This window comes from Albidovulum denitrificans (assembly GCF_002973535.1).
GTDB lineage: Bacteria > Pseudomonadota > Alphaproteobacteria > Rhodobacterales > Rhodobacteraceae > Albidovulum > Albidovulum denitrificans.
Window position 1 is genome coordinate 17,434 of sequence record NZ_PVEP01000005.1, and the last position, 20,447, is coordinate 37,880.

A 20,447-nucleotide genomic window follows, 5' to 3' on the forward strand; every position below is an offset into this window, starting at 1 on the left:
CATTTCGGGTTTGCACTGACTCAGAATTCGAACGTATTTCGTTCGAATTCTGATACTTGCTCTCTCAACGAAAACCCGAAACGCTTTAGCCAGGGTCAGAAGCGTTCGAGCAGCCGCTTGAGGTAGTCGAGTTCGACCGTCGGCCGGGTCTGGTCGGCAGAGCGGCGGCGGATTTCATCCAGAAGATTGCGCGCGCGGCGATAGACATCCTCACCCCCGAGCATCGCCTGGTCGGTGCCGACGCGGCCCGATTGCCCGGTCGAGCGGCCAAGCGGATCGCGGGACGTGTCGCGGCGGGCCTCGCGGGTCGTCTGGCCCTGATCGGATTCCGTGCCTTCGCCGTTCCGGGCCATCGCCTGACCCAGGTTGCGCATCCCTTCACGCAGGTTCTCGATCGCGTCGGCCTGCCGTTCGATGGCGCCCGCCGTGTCGCCGCGCCGCAGCGCCTCTTCGGCGCCGTCCATGGCGCGGCCCGCATCGTTCAGCGCCTGCCGCGCCGCATCGCCTTCGGCCGAAGGGCTGCCGGGCAGGTTGCCCTCTTGCTGGCGCAACATCTCGCGCAGCGCATTCTGGCGGTCCGCAAGGCTGCCGCCGGGGCGCTGCCGGGTGCCGTTCTGGCCCTGATCGCCGCCGCCCTGATCGCCGGACATGCCGCCGTCTCGGCCCGCCTGCCCCTGCTGATCGCCGGGCTGGCCATCCTGCCCGTCGCCGCCGGGCTGCCCCTGTTGGCCCTGACCGCCTTCGGGGTTGCCGAACTGGCGCTGAAGGTCGCGGAAGGTGTCGTCGGACAGGCCCTGCTGGCCGCGCAGCGTGTCGCGCAGGCCGTTCATCGCCTGATCGCCCGGCCCCTGCTGCCCCTGACCGCCCTGACCTTCGGTCACGCGAAGGTTCTGCATCATGCGCGACAGTTGATCGAGCAGTTCCTGCGCCTCGGCCATGCGGCCCTCTTCCATCAGGCGCTGGATTTCGTCCATCATCTGCTGAAGCTGGTCGCCGGTGATCTGCTGGCCGGAATTGTCGGCCTGCTGGTTCGGCTCATCCGCGCCCTTGCGCTCCATGTTCTCGGCCAGTTTGCGGATATAGTCGTCGGTCGCTTGCCGAAGCTCATCCATCAGCTTCTGGATTTCCTCGGGCGAGGCGCCGTTGCGGATCGCCTCGGACAGGCGTTCCTGCGCCTGCTGCATGCGCTCAAGCGCGCTCGACAGACCGCCATCCTCGATCAGAAGCGCGATGTCCCAAAGCGCGTCGGCGGTTTCGTCGCGCAGATCGGCGCTCAGCGGGCCCTGCGCCAGCGCGGCGTCCAGCCGCCGCATGGCGACGCGCAGCATCAGATAGGCGCGTTCGTTGCGCAAAAGCCCTTCGGGCCGGTGGGTCATCGCGTGCAGAAGCTGCGAGGTGCGCGGGCCGTTGTCGCGGGTCCAGAGAAGGTCGCGGCGCAGTTCCACGACGGCGTTCGCCACCGGGTCGAAGAAGCGGCGACCGGGCAGCGCAAGGTCTACCGTATAGCTGGCGCCGGTCTGGTTGCGACCGTCCGTCACCTCAAACGTCATGCGGACGGGAAGGTTCGACCAGGCGTGTTTCGACGCATCCTCGACCAGTGTTTCGGAGAACGCCGCGCGTGAGCCGGTGATGGGAAGCGGCAGGTCATAGGTCAGCGGGTCGCGCGCCTCGGGCGCGGGGGTCAGGCCATAGCGGCGGTCCACCTTGTCCATGTCGAGCGTGATGACCGCCCGCCCGGTGGTGACGGCGTAGTCATCGGCCGCGCTGAAGGGCTGCGACATGGCGCCTTCTGCATCGCGCATGACCGCGCCGTCGATCTTCACGGTGGGCGGGGCGTCGGGCAGGACGGTCAACTGCCAGTCGCGTGGGGTTGGCCCGGTGATGGAAAGGCGGCCCGACCGGATCGCCTCGAACTCGACCGCCTGAAGGGCGGTGTCGGGGTCGGGCGCGGGGGCGGTGTCGGCTGGCAGGTCCGCGATGTCCTGGGTCACCGCGATGTCGCCGGGCTTGCCGTAAAGCCGCAGGATGATGCGGCTGCCTTCGGGCAGGGTGAGGGCATCGCCTTCGACGGCGTTCAGGTAGACGCTGGGCTTGCCGGTATAGGCGGGCGGTTCGGCCCAGCCTTCCCACGAAGGCCCGGCGGCCAGCGCCCCGCCGGTGCCGCCCGTCATCGCGACCCGTGGCGCATCGGCGACGCGCCAGAGCGATCCGAAGCCTATCGCCATCACCAGCGCGGTCAGCGCGGCATAGCGCAGCGCGAAGGGGTCGCGCGTGGCAAGCCGCAGATCGGGCATCTTCGGCCGCGCGGCCCTGGCCCGTTCGGCCATCCGCGCGATATGGGCGCGCCAGACGGCAAGCGAGCCTGCATCGCCCGCGCCAAGCGCCTGCGCATCGGTCAGCGCCGCGATGGGCCGCCCCGGCAGGCTGGCATCCAGCCGTTCCAGCGCCTCGGCCCGCGTCGGCCAGCGGAACTGCCGCACGCCGCGCACCAGCGACCAGACCAGAACCGCCAGAACGGCGAGCGAGCCGATCCACAGCACCTCGACCGGAAGCCAGTCATGCAGGCCGAAGGCAAGGGCGGCGATAACGGCGAAAAGAAGCGTCCAGACCGGCCAGAAGCCCCGCGTGATCCGTTCGGCCAGCATTCCGGCCCGCGTCAGGCGCACGGGCCATGAGAGGCGGCGAAGCGTCTCTTCCGGGCTGGCGTTCGGGTCGGTCATCGGCCTTGGGTATCGCCCCCGCATCAGGCCGCCGCGCGGGATTGCGCGGTCAGAGCCACACGGGGATGTTATCGCGCTTTATCATCTCGTCATAGGTGGGCCGGGCGCGGATGACAGCGAATTGATCCCCCTTGACCAGAACCTCGGGGATCAGCGGCCTTGTGTTGTATTCCGACGCCATGACCGCGCCATAGGCCCCGGCCGATCGGAAGGCGACCAGATCGTCGGCCTGCATCACCGGCAGGTGGCGCTGCTTGGCGAAGGTGTCGCCGGTTTCGCAGACCGGACCCACGACGTCATAGGGATGCGGCAGGTCGCCGGGGGCGGGTTCGTCGACCGGGACGATGTCGTGATGCGCGCCGTACATCGACGGGCGCACAAGATCGTTCATCGCGGCGTCGAGGATCAGGAAATCCCGCTCCTCCCCCGACTTCACATAGATGACGCGTGAGACGAGGAGACCCGCATTGCCCGCGATCAGGCGGCCCGGCTCGATCTCGACCTCGCAGCCCAGATGGCCGAGCGTGTCGCGGATGACGGCGCCGTATTCGATCGGCAAGGGCGGGGCAGAGTTCGAGCGTTCGTAGGGAATGCCCAGGCCCCCGCCAAGGTCGAGACGGCGGATGTCATGGCCATCGGCGCGCAGCTCTGCCGTCAGATCGGCGACCTTGCGATAGGCCTCGGCAAAGGGCGTCAGGTCGGTCAACTGGCTGCCGATATGGACGTCGATGCCGACGACCTCGATCCCCGGCAGGGCGGCGGCTTCGGCATAGACCGCGCGGGCGCGGGTAATGGGGATGCCGAACTTGTTTTCCTTCTTGCCGGTGGCGATCTTCTCATGCGTCTTGGCGTCCACGTCGGGGTTCACGCGGATGGTGACCGGCGCTTTGGTCCCCATGGCGCTGGCGACTTCGGACAGGGCGCGCAGTTCCGGCTCGCTTTCCACGTTGAACTGGCGGATGCCGCCTTCCAGCGCCACGCGCATCTCCTCGCGCGTTTTGCCGACGCCGGAAAAGACGATGCGGTCGCCGGGGACGCCCGCCGCCTTCGCCTTGAGGTATTCGCCGATGGAGACGACGTCGGCCCCCGCACCGAGGAGAGCCAAGGTGCGCATCACGGCGGTGTTCGACGCCGCCTTCATCGCGAAGCAGATCAGGTGGTCCATGCCCTCCAGCGCCTCTTCGAACAGGCGATAATGCCGTTCCAGCGTGGCGGTGGAGTAGACGTAAAAGGGCGTTCCGACCGCTTGCGCGATGTCGGCGATGGCCACGTCCTCGGCAAAAAGCGCGCCGTCACGGTAGAGGAAATGGTCCATTGGCCTGCCGTCCTTCCTGCTCGCGTTCCTTTGCGCGATGTAGCCTATCGGGCCGGACAGGGGAAGCAGGCAAGGGGCCGCTTGATTTCAATCAATCGTTTGATTTACTATAGCACAGGAGAATCGCCCATGACTGAACCGAGCGCACCCCCGAAACCCGAAGGCACCGCTGCCGACCTGATCGCGGCGGGGCTGAAGCTGTTCGGGCAGAAGGGGTTTGCCGCCACTTCGACGCGCGAGATCGCGGCAGAGGCGGGGGCCAACATCGCCTCGATCGCCTATCATTTCGGCAACAAGGACGGGCTGCGCCTGGCCTGCGGGCATGAGGTGCGGCGGCGGATCGGCGGCACGGTCGCGGCGGTGCTTGAGGGGCCGGCCGATGCCCCGCCGCCGTCGCCCGATGAGGCGATGATGCAGATCGAAGCGGCGATCCGCGCGATGACGGCGTTCCTTCTGACCCAGCGCGCGGCAGAGGATGTCGTGCCTTTCATGCTGCGCGAGGTCGCGGAAAACGGCGCCAACCTCGACATGCTCTATGACGGCATGATCGTCCCCGCCCATGGCCGTTTCTGCGCGCTTTGGGCGGCCGCGACCGGCAACGCCCCGGACAGTGAGCGCACCCGGCTGATCGTCTTTTCGGCCATCGGGCAGATCCTTTATTTCCGCATCGGCCGGCCCATCGTCGAACGCAGGCTTGGCTGGACCGAATGGGGGGCGGAGCGGGCGCGCCAGACCGCCGATGTCATCGTGTCGAATGTCCGGGCCATGATCGAAAGGGAAAGACGTCCATGAGCAGTTTCATTTGTGCCGTCCCGGTCATTTCGGCCCTTTTCAACGCCTGCGCGCCGGTCCCGCCCTTCGCCACCGGCTATGTCGAGGGGGAATATGTGCTGGTGGCCCCTGTCGCGGTGGCGCAGATCGCCGCGCTCTCCGTCAAGCGCGGGGATCGGGTCGAGGCGGGGCAGACGCTGGTGGAGATGGAGCGGCGGGATGCCGAGATCGCGCTGAGCCAGGCCGAGGCGGCGCGGGCGCAGGCCGAAAGCCAGCTTGCCAACCTGCTTGAGGGGCGGCGGCCGGAGGAAATCCGGGTGATCGAGGCGACACTGGCATCCGCGCGCGCCCAGCTGGCCGAGGCAGAGCGGACCGAGGCGCGGCTGCAAAGCCTGGCCGACCGCGGATCGGCCACCACCGCGCAGGCCGAGGATGCCGCCACCGCCGCCAGCATCGCCCGCGCCCGCGTGGCCGAGGCGGAGGCGAACCTTGCAGTGGCGAAGCTGCCCGCGCGGCCGCAGGAAATCGCCGCCGCCGAGGCGGCCGTCGCGGGGGCCAAGGCCACCGTGGATCAGGCGGCCTGGAACCTGTCGCAGCGCCGTCTGGCCTCTGCCGCCGACGGGGTGATCTTCGACGTGATCCGCGACGCGGGCGAACTTGCCGGGCCTTCCGCCCCGGTCCTGTCGATGCTTCCCGACGGCGCGGTGAAGCTGCGCCTTTACATCCCCGAACCGGAACTGGCCGATGTGTCGATCGGATCGAAACTGACGGTTCATTGCGACGGTTGCGGGGCGGGGCAGACGGCGCTGGTCACCTATATCTCCGACAGTCCCGAATTCACCCCGCCGGTGATCTATTCGCTTCAGAACCGCCAGACGCTCGTCTACCTGATCGAGGCCCGCCCCGATCCCGGCAGCGCCGCGCTGAAACCGGGCCAGATCGTCGATGTCGACCTGCCGGGCAGCGCGAAATGACCGAGGCTGCGGCCATCGAGGTCCATGACCTCGTCAAGCGCTTCGGCGGCAGGGCGGTTGTCGATCATGTCTCATTGACCGTCGCGACGGGGGAGATTGCGGGCTTTCTCGGCCCGAACGGGTCGGGCAAGACGACGACGATCCGTCTGATGTGCGGCCTCTTGACCCCGGATGAGGGGGCGGGCCGCGTGCTGGGCCATGACATTCGGACCGAGGGGAACGCCATCAAGCGCGAGGTCGGCTATATGACCCAGCGCTTTTCCTTCTATGAGGACCTGACGATCGCGGAAAACCTCGCCTTCGTCGCGGGGCTTTACCGCCTGCCGCAGAGCGCCGTCGCCGATACGCTCGCCGATCTTGGCCTGACCTCGCGCAAGGGGCAGCTTGCTGGGTCGCTGTCGGGCGGCTGGAAGCAGCGGCTGGCGCTGGCGGCCTGCATCATGCACAAGCCCCGGCTTCTGATGCTGGATGAGCCGACCGCCGGGGTCGATCCCAAGGCGCGGCGCGATTTCTGGGACGAGATCCATCTGCGCGCGGCCGAGGGGCTGACCGTCCTTGTTTCCACGCATTACATGGACGAGGCGGAGCGCTGCCACCGGATCAACTACATCTCCTACGGGCGGCTGGTCGCCCAAGGGACGGTGGCCGAGGTCGTCCGCGATGCCGGGCTGACGACGGTGGTGCTTGAGGGCAAGGGGGTCAGCCGGGCGGCGGAGTCGCTGCGCGGCCAGCCGGGGGTGGAACAGATCGCGCCCTTCGGCAACACGCTGCATGTGGTCGGCAAGGACGGCGCCGCGCTGCGCGCCTCGGCCCGCAAGGTGGCCGACGATACCGGCGTTCGGCTTTCCGAGGCCGAGACGAGCCTTGAGGATGTGTTCATCCAGTTGATGGGCGAAGCGAAGGACAACATGGAATGATGGGGCGCTTCTTTTCCCTCGGCCGGCTGCTCGCGCTTCTGAAAAAGGAAGTGATCCAGATGCGGCGCGACCGGATCACCTTCGCGATGATGCTGGGGATACCGCTGATCCAGCTTATGCTCTTCGGCTTTGCCATCAACTCCGACCCCAAGGGCCTGCCCGCCGCGCTGGTCGCCCCGACCGAGGATCGCTTTACCCGCGCCATCGTCTCGGCGCTGGAACTGACGGGGTATTACCGCTTTGACTATCCCCATGCCTCGGCCGCCGAGGCAGAGGCGCTGATCACGCGCGGAGAGGTGTCCTTTGTCGTGACGATCCCGTCGGATTTCGGCCGCCGCGTGATGCGCGGTGACAAGCCCCAGATCCTGATCGAGGCGGATGCCACCGACCCTTCGGTCGCGTCCGGCGCCATATCGACCCTTGGCACCGTCGCGGCCGAGGCATTGTTGCGCGAAACCGGGGCCGAGGCGCAGGCGGTCGAGGCAGCGGCGGCACAGATGCAGGTCGTCGTCCACCGGCGCTATAACCCCGAAGGGATTACGCAATACAACATCGTTCCCGGCCTTCTGGGCGTGATCCTGCAAATGACCATGGTGATGATGACCGCCATGGCGCTGACGCGCGAGGTTGAACGGGGGACGATGGAGAACCTGCTGTCCATGCCCGCGACGCCGGTGGAGATCATGCTGGGCAAGGTGCTGCCCTATCTGGGTGTCGGGGCGGTGCAGGTGGCGGTGGTTCTGACGGCGTCGAAGCTGATCTTCAGCGTGCCGTTCATGGGGGCGATGTGGCTGCTGCTTCTGGGCGTCTTCATCTTCGTCTCGTCGCTGGTGATCCTTGGCTACCTGATCTCCACCGCGTCGCGGACGCAGATGCAGGCGATGCAGTTGACCTTCTTCTTCTTCCTGCCCTCGCTGCTGCTGTCGGGCTTCATGTTCCCCTATCGCGGGATGCCGGGATGGGCGCAGGCGCTGGGCGAGATCTTTCCGCTGACGCATTTCCTGCGCCTGATCCGGGCGGTCATGCTGAAAGGCGCGGATTACGCGGGCGTCGCGCAGCCGATGGCGGCGCTGACGCTGTTCGTCATCCTTTACGCGGTGCTGGCGCTGCTGCGGTTCCGCCGGACGCTGGACTGAACGGGCGGCTCAGAGCTTGCCGGACACGCCGACGGCAACCTCGCCCGAAACGGCGACATTCGGCTTGGCGGGCGGGGCGGTCGGCTCCCCGTCGGCGCCACAGGCGGCGAGAAGGGCGAGAAGGCTGAAAGAGGCAATCAGGCGTGTCATTGGCTTACCGATACTCCGATCCCGGCGATGGTTGTCGACAGCGACGGCGCGACCCTGACGCCATCGGGCGTGACGCGCAAGGCTGCATGGGCGCGCGGCTGCGAACAGGCGGCGAGCATCAGGCAGAAACCCGCCGAAAGGATCACGCGGGCGCGGGTCATCCAAGACGTGCCTTCCAGGCTGCGACCTGTTCGCGCACCCGGTCGGGCGAGGTGCCGCCGAAGCTTTTCCGCGAGGCGACGGAGTTCTGGACGCCAAGGACCGAATAGACGTCTTCAGTGATCGCCGGATGGACGGAGGTCATGTCGGCAATCGACAGGTCCGGTAGGTCGCAGCCCTTCTTTTCGGCCATCGCCACCAAAGCGCCGGTGACATGGTGGGCGTCGCGGAACGGTAGCCCCGCCTCGCGCACCAGCCAGTCGGCAAGATCGGTGGCGGTGGAAAAGCCCGAGGCGGCGGCCTTTTCCAGGTTGGCGCGGTTCGCGGTCATGTCGCTGACCATGCCGGTCATGGCCGCCAGCGCGAGCATCAGCGTATCGGCGGCGTCGAAGACCTGTTCCTTGTCTTCCTGCATGTCCTTGGAATAGGCCAGCGGCAGCCCTTTCATCACGGTGAACAGCGCCACCGCCGCACCAAGGACACGGCCGATCTTGGCGCGGATCAGCTCTGCCGCGTCGGGGTTCTTCTTCTGCGGCATGATCGAGGAGCCGGTGGAGAAGCGGTCCGACAGCGTGACGAACCGGAACTGGGCCGAGGACCAGATCACCAGCTCTTCGGCCAGCCGCGACAGGTGGACGGCGCAGATCGCCGAGGCCGACAGGAATTCCAGCGCAAAGTCGCGGTCGCTGACCGCATCCAGCGAATTGGCCATCGGCCGGTCAAAGCCAAGCGCCTTTGCCGTCATGTCCCGGTTGATGGCAAAGCCGGTCCCGGCCAGCGCCGCCGCACCCAGGGGGCTTTCGTTCATCCGCTTGCGGGCGTCCGAAAACCGCCCGATGTCGCGCGCGGTCATCTCGACATAGGCCAGCATGTGGTGGCCCCAGGTTACCGGCTGCGCGGTCTGAAGGTGGGTGAAGCCGGGCATGACCCAGTCGGCCCCGGCCTCGGCCTGCGCCAGAAGCGCCTGTTGCAGCGCGACAAGCCCGCCGACCGCCGCGTCGCATTGATCGCGCACCCAGAGGCGGAAGTCGGTCGCCACCTGGTCGTTGCGGCTGCGTGCCGTGTGGAGCCGCCCGGCCGGTTCGCCGATGATCTCTTTCAGCCGCGCCTCCACATTCATGTGGATGTCTTCCAGCGCGGTCGAAAAGGCGAAGTTTCCGCCTTCAATCTCTGACAAGACCGTGAGGAGGCCTTCCCGGATCGCCTCGGCATCTTTATCGCTGATGATGCCTGTGGCGGCGAGCATGGCCGCATGGGCGCGGGACCCTGCGATGTCCTGGGCGTAAAGCCGCCTGTCGAAGCCGATCGAGGCGTTGATCGCCTCCATGATCGCGTCCGGCCCGGCGGCGAAACGCCCGCCCCACATTGCGTTCTGGGTCTTGTCGGTCATCTCGTGTCCCCGGAGGCTTTCATGCGCACTTTCCTGTCCGCCGTTCTCTATACGGCCCTTGCCTTCGGTGCAAATACCGCCTTTGGCGCGGACATTGCCGATCTGCGCGACGGCTCGATGATGAAGCTTGCCGTGCATGAGGCGCCGGTTGAGGTGTCGGCCGCGACCTTCACCGACCGGGATGGCGGCGAACATGCGCTGGCCGACTGGAAGGGCAAGATCACGCTGGTGAATTTCTGGGCCGTCTGGTGCGCGCCCTGCCGCAAGGAGCTGCCCGCGCTGGATGCGCTGAACCGCGATCTGGGGGGCGATGCGTTCGAGGTTGTGACCATCGCGGCGGGGCGCAATGCGCTGCCCGGCATCACCCGGCTGTTCGATGAGGTGGGGGTGAAGACGCTGCCGGTCTATCTGGACCCGAAGCTGAAACTCTCGCGCGAGATGGGGGTGATGGGGCTGCCCGTCTCGATCCTTCTGGACCGCGATGGGCGGGAGATTGCGCGCATGTCGGGCGATGCGGAATGGGACAGCGACAGCGCCCGCGCGATCGTGGCCGCGCTGACCGGCGACGCGGGCTGACCCCTTTCCGACGGCTCAGCCCTTCGCCAATGCCGCCACGCGGTCATGGGCCGGGCAGGTGACGATATGGTCGTTGACCATGCCCACGGCCTGCATGAAGGCATAGGTGATTGTCGGGCCGCAGAAACGGAACCCCGCCTTCTTCAGATCCTTCGAGATGCGTTCTGACAGCGGGGTCGAGGCCGGCACCTCGGCCATGCTGGAGAAACGGTTCTGAAGCGGCGCGCCGTCCATATAGCGCCAAAGGAACTGGTCGAACCCCTCGCGCCCTTCGATCGCAAGATAGGCGCGGGCATTGCCGATCGTCGCCTCGATCTTCGACCGGGATCGCACGATGCCGGGATCGTTCAGAAGCCGGGTCACGTCGGCCTCGCCCCAGTTCGCGATCACCTCCGGGCGGAAACCGTCGAAGGCCGCGCGGAAGTTGTCGCGCTTCTTCAGGATGGTGTACCAGCTTAACCCGGCCTGGAACCCGTCGAGGATCAGCTTTTCCCAAAGCGCGCGGCCGTCGCGTTCGGGAACGCCCCATTCATGGTCGTGGTAATCGACATAAAGTTGATCGGTTCCGCACCAGCCACATCTGTCACTCATCCTGCCCTCATCCGTCTTTACCGCTTCTTATCGCTTCCCGTGCAGGCTGCCAGCAGCGGATACGGAGAGCAAGATGGCAGGCGCAGGGATCAGACGAAAACGGATTTTCGAGGCGGACCATGACAGCCCGCTGAATTCTGCGGTGACGCAGCGGGGGCAGAACATCGTCCAGCTTGTCGAGGACGCGGTGCGGCGGGGGAACGTTTTCCTTGCCTTCCAGCCGGTGGTGCAGACCCGGAAAACCGGCACGCCCGCCTTTTACGAAGGGCTGATCCGCGTCACCGATACCAATGGCACCGTCATTCCCGCGCGGGATTTCTTTCCGGCGGTGGAGACGATGGAAATCGGGCGGGAGCTTGACTGCCGCGCGCTGGGAATGGCGCTTGGCGCGCTGTCGCGCGACGCCTCGCTGCGGCTGTCGGTGAACATGTCGGCGCGCTCCATCGGGTATCCGAAGTTCACGCGGGTGCTGACCCACGGGCTGAAATCCTGCGCCACGGCGGGGGAACGGCTGATCCTTGAAATCAGCGAAAGCTCGGCCATGATGATGCCAGAACTGGTGACGACCTTCATGGCGCGGCTGCAACCGGACGGGATCACCTTCGCGCTGGACAATTTCGGCGCCGGGCAGACCTCTTTCCGGCATCTGCGGGATTTCTACTTCGACCTCATCAAGATCGACGGCAGCTTCATTCGCGGTGTCGCGGACAGTACCGACAACCAGATCCTGACACAGGCGCTTCTGGCCGTGGCGCGGCAGTTCGACATGTTCGCGGTCGCCGAATCGGTCGAGACGGCGCGCGACGCGGAATACCTGACCTCCATCGGGATGGACTGCATGCAGGGGTATTATTTCGGCGCGCCGACGGTCACGCCGCCCTGGAAGATGCCCGCGCCGCGCAAGACCGCGTGACCGAGCGGGCGGGGCTGGGCGGCTGTTGGCGGCGATGATGGCGCAACCATAACCCCGCGCGCGGGCGGTTGCACTTGACGCGGGGCCTCCTATCGTCATGCTGCATAGCGGCAAAGGGGCTTGCCGCCCCCTTTCGCCACGCTCATCGCCGCTCGGGAGGATCATCCAGATGACCAATGTCGTAATCGTATCTGCCGGCCGCACGGCCGTGGGAAGTTTCAATGGCTCGTTCGCCAACACGCCCGCCCATGCGCTGGGTGCCGCGGTTCTTGCAGGCGTCGTCGAACGCGCCGGGATCGACAAGGCCGAGGTGAGCGAGACCATCCTGGGTCAGGTCCTGACCGCCGCGCAGGGCCAGAACCCGGCGCGTCAGGCGCATATCAACGCGGGCCTGCCGATGGAAAGCGCCGCCTGGTCGCTGAACCAGGTCTGCGGTTCGGGCCTGCGCGCCGTCGCGCTGGCCGCGCAGCATGTCCAGCTTGGCGATGCCGCCATCGTGCTGGCGGGCGGGCAGGAAAGCATGTCGCTTTCCCCCCATGCCGCGCATCTGCGCGCCGGGCAGAAGATGGGCGACCTGAACTTCATCGACACGATGATCAAGGACGGGCTGTGGGACGCGTTCAACGGCTATCACATGGGGACGACGGCCGAAAACGTCGCGAACCAGTGGCAGATCAGCCGCGAACAGCAGGACGAATTCGCGCTCGCCAGCCAGAACAAGGCCGAGGCGGCGCAGAAGGCCGGCAAGTTCAAGGATGAGATCATTCCCTTCGTGGTCAAGACCCGCAAGGGCGAGACTGTCGTCGATCAGGACGAATACATCCGCCATGGCGCCACGATCGAGGCGATGCAGAAGCTGCGCCCCGCCTTCGCCAAGGACGGCAGCGTGACGGCGGCCAATGCGTCGGGCATCAATGACGGCGCGGCGGCGGTTCTGGTCATGTCGGAAGAAGAGGCGGCCAAGCGCGGGCTGAAGCCCATCGCGCGGATCGCGTCCTACGCGACGGCCGGTCTTGACCCGTCGATCATGGGCGTCGGCCCGATCTATGCCTCGCGCAAGGCGCTTGAGAAGGCAGGCTGGAAGGCGGGCGATCTTGACCTGATCGAGGCGAATGAGGCCTTCGCGGCGCAGGCCTGCGCGGTCAACAAGGACATGGGCTGGGACCCGGCGAAGGTGAACGTGAACGGCGGCGCCATCGCCATCGGCCACCCGATCGGCGCCTCCGGCGCGCGCATCCTCAACACGCTTCTGTTTGAGATGCAGCGCTCGGGCGCGAACAAGGGCCTTGCCACGCTGTGCATCGGCGGTGGCATGGGCGTGGCCATGTGCCTTGAGCGTGCCTGAGCCCGGACGGTAATTTTTCTGCAAATGCAAAAAACAGGGCGCAACAATGTTGCGCCCTGTTGTTCATTTAGGTAACAGGATTTCAGCGGCCATTTCCAAAGAGGAGGAATCATGTCGAGAGTTGCTTTGGTCACCGGAGGCTCGCGCGGGATCGGCGCGGCGATTTCCGTCGCCCTGAAGAACGCGGGCTACACCGTCGCCGCGAACTATGCCGGCAATGACGAGGCCGCCGCCGCCTTCACCAAGGACACCGGCATCCCGACCTATAAGTGGAACGTCGGCGACTACGATGCCTCCAAGGCCGGGATCGCCAAGGTCGAGGCCGATCTGGGGCCGGTCGACATCGTCGTTGCCAATGCCGGGATCACCCGCGACGCGCCGTTCCACAAGATGACGCCGGAACAGTGGCATCAGGTCATCGACACCAACCTGACCGGCGTCTTCAATACCGTCCACCCGGTCTGGCCGGGGATGCGGGAACGCAAGTTCGGCCGCGTCGTGGTGATTTCCTCGATCAACGGGCAGAAGGGCCAGTTCGGTCAGGTCAACTATGCCGCCACGAAGGCCGGTGACCTTGGCATCATCAAGAGCCTGGCGCAGGAAGGCGCGCGGGCCGGGATCACCGCCAATGCGGTCTGCCCCGGCTATATCGCGACCGAGATGGTGATGGCGGTACCGGAAAAGGTGCGCGAGTCGATCATCGCCAATATCCCCGCCGGCCGGTTGGGCGAACCGGAAGAGATTGCCCGCTGCGTGGCCTTCCTCGTCTCCGAAGATGCGGGCTTCGTCAACGGGTCGACGATTTCGGCCAACGGGGCGCAGTTCTTCGTCTGACGGACTTTCCGCGAAATCAAAGGGGGCCGGTCCTGCGGGGTCGGCCCTTTTCTTTCGCCCGCCCGCTGGCTATGCGATGGGCAAGGCAAGCGAGGGGCAGGAATGACACGGGGCAGGGCGACGGCGGTCGGGTTCGTGGCGGTGCTTCTCTGGGCGCTGCTGGCGCTTCTGACCGTGGGATCGGCGCCAGTGCCGCCGCTATTGCTCAACGCCATCACCTTCGCGGTCGGCGGTGCGTTGGGCGTTGTCTGGACGCTGGCCAACGGGACGTGGAGGCAGTTGGCCTCGGTGCCTGTCGGGGTCTATGTCTTTGGCATTGCGGGGCTTTGCGGCTATCACCTTCTGTACTTCTCGGCGTTGCGCCTTGCCCCCCCGGCGGAGGCGAGCCTGATCGCCTATCTCTGGCCACTGTTCATCGTCCTGATGTCCGGCCTTCTGCCGGGGGAGAGGTTGCGCGCGGGCCATGTGATCGGGGCGCTTTTGTCCTTCGCGGGGGCGGCGCTGATCGTGATGCGCTCCGGGTCGGGCTTCGATCCGGCGCATGTGAAGGGGCTAGCGCTGGCCTTCCTCGCCGCGCTGACATGGGCAACCTATTCGGTCGTCTCGCGCCGTTTCGGGGCGGTCCCGACGGCGTCGGTGACGATCTTCTGCCTTGGGACCGCCGTTCTGTCGGCGGCCGCGCATTTGGGGTTCGAGACGACCGCATGGCCCGCCAGCCCGCTGGGCTGGGCGTCATGTATCGCGCTTGGCCTTGGGCCGGTGGGCCTGGCCTTCTATGTCTGGGATATCGGCGTGAAGCAGGGCGACATCCAACTGCTTGGCGTCACGGCCTATGCCGCCCCGCTTTTGTCCACGCTGATCCTGATTGCCGCTGGATTGGCGCCTGCCACGCCGCGCATCGCTGTCGCCGCCCTTCTGATTACGGGCGGCGCGCTGGTCGCTGCACGGGCAGGCGCGTCGAGGGCCGACCTCAGTTCTGGCTGAGGCGCGAGATTTCTTCCTTGATCCGAAGCTTCTGCTTCTTCATTTCAGCGATCGCGAGATCGTCATAGCCGGGATGGCGAAGCGCCTCTTCCACGGCGTCTGACAAATGCTGATGCTTCTTGCGAAGTTCCTGCAGGTGCGAACCAAGCGACATCGGGGTCTCCTCTCCTGTGAACTCTGTCACAATTCCATCACAGAACCCGAGTCGTGTCACGCCTTAGAAGCGCGTCATCCGACCGCAGTGCCGAATGCGCCTGAAAAACGGGCATTCATGGGGGTTTCTTTTATAATACCAATGGCTTGGCGTCGCGCAGGATTGCGCGCGCGGCGGTGCTTTGATCGTCGCCATCGCGCAGGTGGGTGGTGCCGTCATGGATCACCAGCGGCGCCAGAAGGCGAAAGGCGCCGCGACCGCCCTTGCGGGTCTGAAGAATGACCCGCCCGGCGGGCCGTCCGGCACGCGGCGCGATGGGCAGGATCACGGTGCTGCCGGTGCCGGGACCGAGGCCGGAAAGAAGGTCGGGCAGCCGGTCGGCGGACTGGATCACGGTCAGCCAGCCGCCGGGGCGCAGACGTTTCAGCCCGATCCGAAGCCAGTCGGCCAGGGGCAGCGCCTCGCGCTGGGCCATCTCGCGGCCACCGTCGCGGGCGGGTGTGCCGCCGCCTTTGGGGAAATAGGGCGGGTTGGCAAGGACATGGTCGAAGGCGCTGTGGCGCAGCGCGTCGGGCAGGTGTGCAAGGTTGCCGTCGATCACGGTCAGGGGCAGGTCGTTCCGGTCGGCATTGCGGCGGGCGAGGTCGGCATAGGGCGCCTGCACCTCAAGCCCCGTGACATGCAGCCCCGGCACCCGATGCGCCAGGCAGAGGCCGGCCACCCCCGCGCCGCAGCCAAGTTCCAGAGCTGCTTCACCCGCCTTGGCCGGGACGGCGGCGGCGAGCAGCACCGGGTCCATCGCGGCGCGGTAGCCGTCCTTCGGTTGAAGGATGTTCAGCCGCCCGTCAAGAAAGCGGTCGGCGGTCAGCGCGCCTTCGGCAAACATGTCAGTCCCCGGTGGCGATGCCGTTGTCGCGCAGAATCGCGCGGGCGATGAACAGATCCTGATCCCGCACCATGATCCTGCGCGGCAATATGCCTAGGGACCCTTCAAGCACGCTCATGTGGACGTCCATCTGAAAGGCGGCTATACCCTCTCCGTCAAGAAGGGCGGTCGCGAATGCGATTACGGTCGGGTCGTTGGTGCGCAGAAGCTCTTTCATAATCCAAGTCTTAAGGACAGGCCGCCGGGTTTGTCGAGTAAGCACGGGACCACGATGAGCCTGGACGAGACGTCACATAAACCCCACGACCGTCTTGCGGCCTTCCTTGCCGAGGATATGGCCGCGGTCAACACGCTGATCCGGGACCGCATGGCCTCGGAACACGCGCCGCGCATCCCCGAGGTCACGGCCCATCTGGTCGAGGCGGGGGGCAAGCGGCTGCGCCCGATGCTGACGCTGGCGGCGGCACGGCTTTGCGGCTACGCGGGCGCGCATCACGTGCGCCTTGCCGCGACGGTGGAGTTCATCCACACGGCGACGCTGCTGCATGACGATGTGGTCGATGAAAGCCGCCAGCGGCGCGGGCGGCCGACGGCGAACCTGCTGTGGGACAACAAGTCTTCCGTCCTTGTCGGGGACTACCTTTTCGCGCGTTCGTTTCAGTTGATGGTCGAAACCGGATCGCTTCGGGTTCTCGATATCCTCGCCAATGCCTCGGCCACGATTGCCGAGGGCGAGGTGCTGCAACTGACGGCGGCGCAGGACTTGCGCACGGATGAAGGCATCTATCTTCAGGTGGTGCGCGGCAAGACGGCGGCGCTTTTTTCTGCCGCGACCGAGGCGGGTGGCGTGATTGCCGCCGCGCCCGAGGATCAGGTCCGCGCGCTCCATGTCTATGGCGATGCGCTGGGGATCGCCTTCCAGATCGTCGACGACCTGCTGGATTACGGCGGGTCGAGCGCGGTGATCGGCAAGAACACCGGCGACGATTTCCGCGAACGCAAGCTGACGCTGCCGGTCATCAAGGCGGTCGCCGATGCGAGCGAGGCCGAGATGGCGTTCTGGCGGCGTACCATCGAGAAGGGCCATCAGGGTGACGGCGATCTGGCCGAGGCGCTGGCGATCATGGCACGGCACGGCGCGATGGAACGGACGCGGGACGATGCGCTGGCCTGGGCGGACAAGGCGAAGGCTGCGCTGGCCGTTCTGCCGCCGCATGACCTGCGCGACATGCTGTCCGATCTGGCCGATTACGTCGTCAGCCGGGTGAACTGACCCCGGTCAGAGCATTTCGGGTTTTCACTGACTCAGAATTCGAACTTATTTCGTTCGAATTCTGATACTTGCGTTCTCAACGGAAACCCGAAACGCTTTAAAGCTGCGGGAAGCGGTCAAGCGCCTGGCGGAAGATGCCGGGATCGACATTGCCGCCCGAAGCGACGGCGATGACGGCGTCGCCTTCTACCTCATCCTTGTGAAAGAGCGCCGCGGCCAGTGCGACCGCGCCGCCGGGTTCCAGAACGATCCTCAACCGGCTGAACGCGGCGGCGATGGCCGCCAGCGCCTCATCATCGCTGACCGCGATACCGGGGCCGCAGAGGCGGGACATGATCGGGAAGGTCAGGTCGCCCGGTTGCGGCGTGATGATCGCGTCGCAGATCGACCCGTCCATGCGGGGGTTGCGTTCGATCCGTCCGGCGGCGAGCGAACGTTTCGCGTCATCGAACCCCTCGGGCTCTGCCGGTCTTGCGCGCAGGCCGGGGGCGTGCGCCTCAAACGCCAGCGCGATGCCCGACGTCAGGCCGCCCCCGCCGCAGCAGACAAGGACATCGGCGCGATCCACCCCCGCCTCGGCTGCCTGGCGCGCGATTTCAAGCCCGGTGGTGCCTTGACCGGCGATCACCTGCGGTTCGTCGAAGGGCTTGATAAGGGTCAGCCCGCGATCCTCGGCCAGGGCGCCGCCGATGGCGTCGCGGTCGCCGGTGGCGCGGTCGTAAAGCACCACCTCGGCCCCCAGCGCGCGGGTGTTGTCGATCTTAACGCGCGGCGCGTCAGAGGGCATCAGGATCACGCAAGGCGCGCCATGTTCGCGCGCGGCCAGCGCCACGCCCTGCGCGTGGTTGCCCGAGGAAAAGGCGATGACGCCCTGCGCGCGGGTTTCCGGCGGCAGGGCGGAGACCGCCGACCAGCCGCCGCGAAACTTGAAAGATCCGGTCTTTTGCAGGCATTCGGCCTTTACGAAAACCCGCCGCCCGGCCATTTCGTCAAGGAAGGGGGAGGTCAAAAGCGGTGTCAGCGTTGCATGGCCCTTCAGCCGTTCGGCCGCGGCCTCGATCATCCCGATATTCATCGCATCAGCTCCAGCCAGTTGCGGATCGCGGCAAGGCTTTCCGGTTCGTCAAGAAAGGGGACATGGGCGCGGTCGGGGACCTCGGCAAAGACCATGTCGGGCCGCCGCCGCCGCATCTCGGCGGCCGAGGCGGGGGAGAGGAGGTCGGAATTCGCGCCCCGGATGAGGGCCAGCGGCAGGCCCGCGCAGGCATCGAAGAGCGGCCAGAGATCGACCTCTGGCCCCTCGAAGGCGGCGAGGAAGCTGGTGCGAAGCTCAGGGTCATAACGGATCTGAAGACCGTTTTCGGTTTCCGCGTAAAGCCGCTCGGCGAAGGCGCGCCAGCGGCCGTCGGGGACATTCGCAAAGCCCGGCATGGTGCGGGGCATTCGGGCGACAAGGTCGTCCATGGTCTTCGCGGCGGGGTTGCGGCCGACATAGTCGAAGATCTTTTCAAGCCCCGCGCGTTCGATCACCGGGCCGATGTCGTTGAAGCAGATCCCCAAAAGCCGGTCATGCGCGGTCGCGGCCAGCATCATCGCGATCAACCCACCGCGCGAGGTGCCGATGATCGCCGCCTGTTCGATGCCGAGATGGTCAAGGAGGTCCAGCGCATCCTTCGCCTCTTGCGGGACGGTATAGGTCGCGGCGCCGGTCCATTCCGACCCGCCGCGCCCGCGATAATCGGCCCGGATCAGGCGGAGGCCGGGCAGATGGGGGGCGAGAAAGTCGAAATCGGTCCCCGCGCGGGTCAGCCCGGCAAGGCAGAGGACCGGCAGCCCCTCGCCCTCATCCCGGTAGGCAAGGCGGGCGCCGTCCGGGGCGGTGAAATGCTGAAGGTTCATGCAAGAAGCTCCGGTAGCCGGGAAAGGTCGGGCAGGATATGGTGCGGCGCGGCGGGCAGGCGGTCTTGTGGCAGGCCGGCGCGGTTGACCCAGGTGGTGGTGAACCCGAAGGCCGAGGCCCCGGCCGCGTCCCAGCCGTTCGAGGAGATGAACATCACCTGATCGCGCGCACAGCCGAAGCGGTCGGTGACAAGGGCATAGACGCGGGCATCGGGCTTGAAAACTCCCACGCTTTCGACCGACAGAACGTCGTCGAGAAGCCCGCCGATCCCCGCCGACCGTACCGCTCCCTGAAGCATGTCGGGGGAGCCGTTGGAGAGGATCGCGGTGTTGAAACCGCCTTCCTTCAGTGTCGCCAGCATCGCCGGAACCTCGGGGTAGGCCGCAAGTTCCCAGTAAAGTGCGAGAAGGCGTTCGCGAAGGTCGGGGTCGGTCAGCCCCGCCGCCTCCATCGCCCAGTCGAGGCCGTCCTGCGTCACCTGCCAGAAGTCGCAATGCGCGCCCATGACGGCGCGGAGCCAGGAATATTCAAGCTGTTTGCGGCGCCAGTTTTCGGCAAGCGTCGGCCAGATGTCGGCCAGCGCCTCGCGCCCCGGCTCGGCCGCGGCGATGCGCGCGGCTGCGGTGACGTCGAACAGCGTGCCATAGGCGTCGAAGATGCAGGTGGTAACGGTCATGCGGCCCTCCGCCCGCCAGACTGGCGCGGGCCGGGGCGGGGGGCAAGGGTGGAAATGTGCGGGGGACAATGGCCCGAACCGCGCAGGGGCATTTGACACGCGCCCCGCAGATGGCGCTACGATCCCGGCAGAAGCGATAAGGAGCGTAGCATGACCGCCCCGTCCCCCGTCGAACGTCTGAAAGAGGCCCTGCGCGCCCTTGAGGCCGAGATCGACGCCGAGCTTGACCAAAGCCGCGACAGGCTGCGCTACCGGATCGAGCGCGGGCGGATCAGATTTGACCGCGAGGTGCTGGCCCGCCACCGGGCGGCGAAGGTGCGATTGCGCGAATTCCTTGGCGCCGCTCGGCCGATGGTGATCCTGACCGCGCCGGTGATCTATTCGCTGATCCTTCCCTTCGCGCTTCTGGACCTGTTCGTGAGCCTGTATCAGGCGATCTGCTTCCCGGTTTACGGCATCGCCAAGGTGCGCCGCGCCGACCATATCGCCTTCGACCGGCAGCATCTGGCCTATCTGAACGGGCTTCAGAAGCTGAACTGCGTCTATTGCGGCTATTGCAACGGGTTGATTTCCTTCGTCCGCGAGGTGGCGGGGCGGACCGAGCAATACTGGTGTCCGATCAAGCACGCCCGCCGCATGGCCGGGAGGCATGAGCAATACGGCGATTTCGTCGCCTATGGCGATGCCGAGGGGTTCCGCGAGGGGAGCGAGGGGTTGAGGGAGCGGTTGAAGGCGGGGAGGGAGTAGAGGGACACGTCCCGGACTTGATCCGGGACCTCTGGC

At 66.5% G+C, this 20,447-nt stretch carries 23 protein-coding genes; 11 read left to right on the forward strand and 12 right to left on the reverse strand.

All coding sequences use genetic code 11. The features are described 5' to 3' along the window. Positions 1-95: 95 nt before the first annotated feature. Complete coding sequence (locus LX70_RS12005; protein WP_105515026.1) at positions 96-2,720, reverse strand: TIGR02302 family protein; 2,625 nt, start codon at positions 2,718-2,720, stop codon at positions 96-98. Positions 2,721-2,769: 49 nt separating this feature from the next. After that, on the reverse strand, positions 2,770-4,035 hold the full coding sequence (gene lysA / locus LX70_RS12010) for a diaminopimelate decarboxylase (protein ID WP_105515027.1): 1,266 nt from the start codon (positions 4,033-4,035) through the stop codon (positions 2,770-2,772). A 129-nt stretch (positions 4,036-4,164) separates the two neighbouring features. On the opposite strand from lysA, the gene LX70_RS12015 reads away from it, so the two are divergent. Genes LX70_RS12015 through LX70_RS12030 form a run of 4 tightly spaced genes read left to right on the forward strand, consistent with a single transcriptional unit; the run spans position 4,165 to position 7,833 of the window. Further along, positions 4,165-4,827 carry a CerR family C-terminal domain-containing protein gene (locus LX70_RS12015; protein WP_170076182.1) on the forward strand — a complete coding sequence of 221 codons (663 nt, stop codon included), beginning with the start codon at positions 4,165-4,167 and terminating at the stop codon, positions 4,825-4,827. Next, a complete protein-coding gene (locus LX70_RS12020; protein ID WP_105515029.1) occupies positions 4,824-5,780 on the forward strand; it encodes an HlyD family secretion protein in 957 nt (318 codons plus the stop codon). Before LX70_RS12015 ends, LX70_RS12020 begins: the two co-directional genes overlap by 4 nt. Further along, entirely contained in the window at positions 5,777-6,697 is a 921-nt protein-coding gene (locus LX70_RS12025) for an ABC transporter ATP-binding protein (protein ID WP_105515030.1), read from the forward strand. The genes LX70_RS12020 and LX70_RS12025 overlap by 4 nt, the downstream gene beginning before the upstream one ends. Continuing rightward, positions 6,697-7,833, forward strand: coding sequence for an ABC transporter permease (locus LX70_RS12030; RefSeq protein ID WP_105515305.1), 1,137 nt, complete (start codon positions 6,697-6,699; stop codon positions 7,831-7,833). The genes LX70_RS12025 and LX70_RS12030 overlap by 1 nt, the downstream gene beginning before the upstream one ends. Before the next feature lie 9 nt (positions 7,834-7,842). On the opposite strand, the gene LX70_RS12035 is transcribed toward LX70_RS12030, so the two are convergent. The 3 genes from LX70_RS12035 to argH are packed head-to-tail and all read right to left on the reverse strand — an operon-like array spanning position 7,843 to position 9,532. Beyond that, a complete protein-coding gene (locus LX70_RS12035; RefSeq protein ID WP_105515031.1) occupies positions 7,843-7,983 on the reverse strand; it encodes an argininosuccinate lyase in 141 nt (46 codons plus the stop codon). Next, complete coding sequence (locus LX70_RS20760) at positions 7,980-8,144, reverse strand: hypothetical protein (RefSeq protein ID WP_170076183.1); 165 nt, start codon at positions 8,142-8,144, stop codon at positions 7,980-7,982. The genes LX70_RS12035 and LX70_RS20760 overlap by 4 nt, the downstream gene beginning before the upstream one ends. Next, positions 8,141-9,532, reverse strand: a complete 1,392-nt coding sequence (gene argH / locus LX70_RS12040) for an argininosuccinate lyase (protein WP_105515032.1) — start codon at positions 9,530-9,532, stop codon at positions 8,141-8,143. The genes LX70_RS20760 and argH overlap by 4 nt, the downstream gene beginning before the upstream one ends. Before the next feature lie 21 nt (positions 9,533-9,553). Here argH and LX70_RS12045 point away from each other — a divergent pair, with 21 nt between their 5' ends. Then, on the forward strand, positions 9,554-10,108 hold the full coding sequence (locus tag LX70_RS12045) for a TlpA family protein disulfide reductase (protein ID WP_105515033.1): 555 nt from the start codon (positions 9,554-9,556) through the stop codon (positions 10,106-10,108). Between the two features lie 15 nt (positions 10,109-10,123). On the opposite strand, the gene LX70_RS12050 is transcribed toward LX70_RS12045, so the two are convergent. Continuing rightward, the gene (locus tag LX70_RS12050) at positions 10,124-10,699 is read right to left on the reverse strand and encodes a DNA-3-methyladenine glycosylase I (RefSeq protein WP_105515034.1); all 576 of its coding nucleotides are present in this window, start codon (positions 10,697-10,699) and stop codon (positions 10,124-10,126) included. Positions 10,700-10,772: 73 nt separating this feature from the next. On the opposite strand from LX70_RS12050, the gene LX70_RS12055 reads away from it, so the two are divergent. The 4 genes from LX70_RS12055 (at position 10,773) to yddG (ending at position 14,775) form a co-directional block, all read left to right on the forward strand. Further along, complete coding sequence (locus LX70_RS12055; protein WP_105515035.1) at positions 10,773-11,612, forward strand: EAL domain-containing protein; 840 nt, start codon at positions 10,773-10,775, stop codon at positions 11,610-11,612. A 169-nt stretch (positions 11,613-11,781) separates the two neighbouring features. Next, complete coding sequence (locus tag LX70_RS12060) at positions 11,782-12,957, forward strand: acetyl-CoA C-acetyltransferase (protein WP_105515036.1); 1,176 nt, start codon at positions 11,782-11,784, stop codon at positions 12,955-12,957. A gap of 111 nt (positions 12,958-13,068) precedes the next feature. Then, positions 13,069-13,791 (forward strand): acetoacetyl-CoA reductase, encoded by a 723-nt coding sequence (phbB, locus tag LX70_RS12065; RefSeq protein ID WP_105515037.1) that lies wholly within the window; start codon positions 13,069-13,071, stop codon positions 13,789-13,791. Positions 13,792-13,893: 102 nt separating this feature from the next. After that, a complete protein-coding gene (yddG, locus tag LX70_RS12070; RefSeq protein WP_105515038.1) occupies positions 13,894-14,775 on the forward strand; it encodes an aromatic amino acid exporter YddG in 882 nt (293 codons plus the stop codon). Here the strand turns inward: yddG and LX70_RS12075 are convergent. The 3 genes from LX70_RS12075 to LX70_RS12085 form a co-directional block, all read right to left on the reverse strand. Then, the gene (locus tag LX70_RS12075; RefSeq protein WP_105515039.1) at positions 14,762-14,929 is read right to left on the reverse strand and encodes a YdcH family protein; all 168 of its coding nucleotides are present in this window, start codon (positions 14,927-14,929) and stop codon (positions 14,762-14,764) included. The genes yddG and LX70_RS12075 overlap by 14 nt on opposite strands. Before the next feature lie 130 nt (positions 14,930-15,059). Next, on the reverse strand, positions 15,060-15,815 hold the full coding sequence (locus tag LX70_RS12080) for a tRNA1(Val) (adenine(37)-N6)-methyltransferase (protein WP_105515040.1): 756 nt from the start codon (positions 15,813-15,815) through the stop codon (positions 15,060-15,062). A gap of 1 nt (position 15,816) precedes the next feature. After that, entirely contained in the window at positions 15,817-16,032 is a 216-nt protein-coding gene (locus LX70_RS12085; RefSeq protein ID WP_105515041.1) for a putative signal transducing protein, read from the reverse strand. Positions 16,033-16,086: 54 nt separating this feature from the next. On the opposite strand from LX70_RS12085, the gene LX70_RS12090 reads away from it, so the two are divergent. Further along, entirely contained in the window at positions 16,087-17,088 is a 1,002-nt protein-coding gene (locus tag LX70_RS12090; protein ID WP_105515042.1) for a polyprenyl synthetase family protein, read from the forward strand. 97 nt (positions 17,089-17,185) lie between these two features. Here LX70_RS12090 and LX70_RS12095 read toward each other — a convergent pair whose 3' ends face one another. The 3 genes from LX70_RS12095 to LX70_RS12105 are packed head-to-tail and all read right to left on the reverse strand — an operon-like array spanning position 17,186 to position 19,664. Next, positions 17,186-18,163 carry a threonine ammonia-lyase gene (locus LX70_RS12095; RefSeq protein WP_105515043.1) on the reverse strand — a complete coding sequence of 326 codons (978 nt, stop codon included), beginning with the start codon at positions 18,161-18,163 and terminating at the stop codon, positions 17,186-17,188. Further along, positions 18,160-18,987 (reverse strand): alpha/beta fold hydrolase, encoded by an 828-nt coding sequence (locus tag LX70_RS12100; RefSeq protein WP_105515044.1) that lies wholly within the window; start codon positions 18,985-18,987, stop codon positions 18,160-18,162. Before LX70_RS12100 ends, LX70_RS12095 begins: the two co-directional genes overlap by 4 nt. Next, the gene (locus LX70_RS12105) at positions 18,984-19,664 is read right to left on the reverse strand and encodes a haloacid dehalogenase type II (protein WP_105515045.1); all 681 of its coding nucleotides are present in this window, start codon (positions 19,662-19,664) and stop codon (positions 18,984-18,986) included. Before LX70_RS12105 ends, LX70_RS12100 begins: the two co-directional genes overlap by 4 nt. Positions 19,665-19,814: 150 nt before the next feature. Between LX70_RS12105 and LX70_RS12110 the strand changes: the two genes are divergently transcribed. Further along, positions 19,815-20,411, forward strand: coding sequence for a hypothetical protein (locus LX70_RS12110; RefSeq protein ID WP_105515046.1), 597 nt, complete (start codon positions 19,815-19,817; stop codon positions 20,409-20,411). Positions 20,412-20,447: the final 36 nt, after the last annotated feature.